Here is a 1,710-nt window from a genome sequence, read left to right as displayed (position 1 = left end):
GTTCTGCCCCTATTCAACTGTCAGGTAGTGATTTCCGACTGCGCGCTACATGAGGAAATGTTTCAGCGGATGTGTGCGAGCACACCTTGAAGCTCATCGAGCGAGTTATAACCGATCACCAACTGACCCTTTCCCTTCTTCCCGTGGCGAATCTGCACCGCAGAGCCTAGGCGCTCGGCCAGACGCTGTTCGAGGCGGGCGATATCCGGGTCGGGTTTGCTGGCTTCCACAGGCTCCGGTTTGCCACTCAACCACTGGCGAACCAGTGCTTCAGTTTGGCGCACGGTCAGGCCGCGTGCGACAACATGTCGCGCCCCTTCAACCTGCTGATTCTCGGGCAAACCGAGCAAAGCACGGGCATGACCCATTTCCAGGTCGCCGTGGGACAGCATGGTCTTGATGACTTCCGGCAGCGCAATAAGCCGCAACAGGTTAGCCACAGTGACGCGGGATTTACCCACAGCCTCGGCAACCTGCTGTTGAGTCAGCTGGAATTCCTGCTGCAAACGCTGCAAGGCCACCGCTTCTTCGATTGGATTGAGGTCTTCGCGCTGGATGTTCTCGATCAGCGCAATGGCGATCGCGGTTTCATCGGGGACGTCGCGCACCATCGCCGGAATGGTTTCCTGCCCGGCTTGCTGGCTCGCGCGCCAGCGACGTTCACCGGCGATGATTTCAAAACGGCCACCGCCAATCGGGCGCACCACGATTGGCTGCATCACGCCTTGTGCCTTGATCGACAGCGCCAGTTCTTCCAGCGCTTGCGGATCCATGTCCCGACGCGGCTGGTATTTGCCGCGCTGGAGCAGATCCAGCGGCAGGTGCTGCAGCTCACGGGTGTCAGCTTGCGCGGCTTGTTCTTCCAGCGCGCTGACAGTCGGACCACTCAGCAGTGCATCCAGTCCACGTCCGAGACCTCGTTTCTTGACGGCCATGGGGATTCCTTAAGTTGCCTGAGCGGCGGCGATGCGTGAATTTTTGCGCTGACGGCGAACCATCTCGCCAGCCAGGGCCAGATAAGCCAGGGCGCCGCGCGATTGCTTGTCGTAAGCCAGCGCCGGCATGCCGTAGCTTGGCGCTTCGGCCAGACGGATGTTGCGCGGGATCACCGTGTCGTACAGCTGCTCGCCAAAGTGTTCCTTGAGCTGCGCCGAAACATCGTTCATCAGGCTCAGGCGCGGGTCGTACATCGTCCGCAGCAGGCCTTCGACTTTCAGGTTCGGATTGAGCAGTTCGGCGATGCGCTTGATGTTATCCACAAGGTCGCTGAGACCTTCGAGCGCAAAATACTCGCACTGCATGGGGATAATCACCCCGTCAGCAGCGACCAATGCGTTCAGAGTCAGCATCGACAGCGACGGCGGGCAGTCGATCAAAATGTAATCGTAGTTTTCACGGATCGGCGCCAACGCGCTGCGCAGACGGCTTTCCTTCATCTGCATTTCCAGCAGCACCACTTCTGCCGCGGTCAAATCGCGGTTGGCCGGCAGCAGTTGATAACCGCCGTGCTCGGAATAGTGCATGGCCTGCGCCAGATCGCATTCGCCGATCAGCAGGTCATAAACCGAGTTTTCCAGGCCGTGTTTATCCACACCGCTACCCATGGTGGCGTTGCCCTGTGGATCGAGATCGATCAACAGCACCCGGCGCTTGGTCGCGACCAGGGATGCTGCGAGGTTGATGCAGGTGGTGGTCTTGCCCACACCACCC

General features: G+C 59.8%; 2 protein-coding genes. Both read right to left on the bottom strand.

Features of this window, described 5'->3' with window-relative positions:
• Window positions 1-62: 62 nt before the first annotated feature.
• Window positions 63-935, bottom strand: coding sequence for a ParB/RepB/Spo0J family partition protein (locus tag ACIP66_RS28685; RefSeq protein WP_008084408.1), 873 nt, complete (start codon window positions 933-935; stop codon window positions 63-65).
• 9 nt (window positions 936-944) lie between these two features.
• Window positions 945-1,710 (bottom strand): ParA family protein (locus tag ACIP66_RS28680; protein ID WP_400652670.1); only part of this gene is annotated, 766 nt, incomplete at its 5' end.

Origin of the sequence: Pseudomonas sp. NPDC088429 (genome assembly GCF_044753305.1) — a bacterium.
Classification (GTDB): domain Bacteria; phylum Pseudomonadota; class Gammaproteobacteria; order Pseudomonadales; family Pseudomonadaceae; genus Aquipseudomonas; species Aquipseudomonas rustica.
The sequence above is the reverse complement of the archived record's forward strand: the minus strand, read 5'-3'. Positions and strand labels throughout refer to the sequence as shown.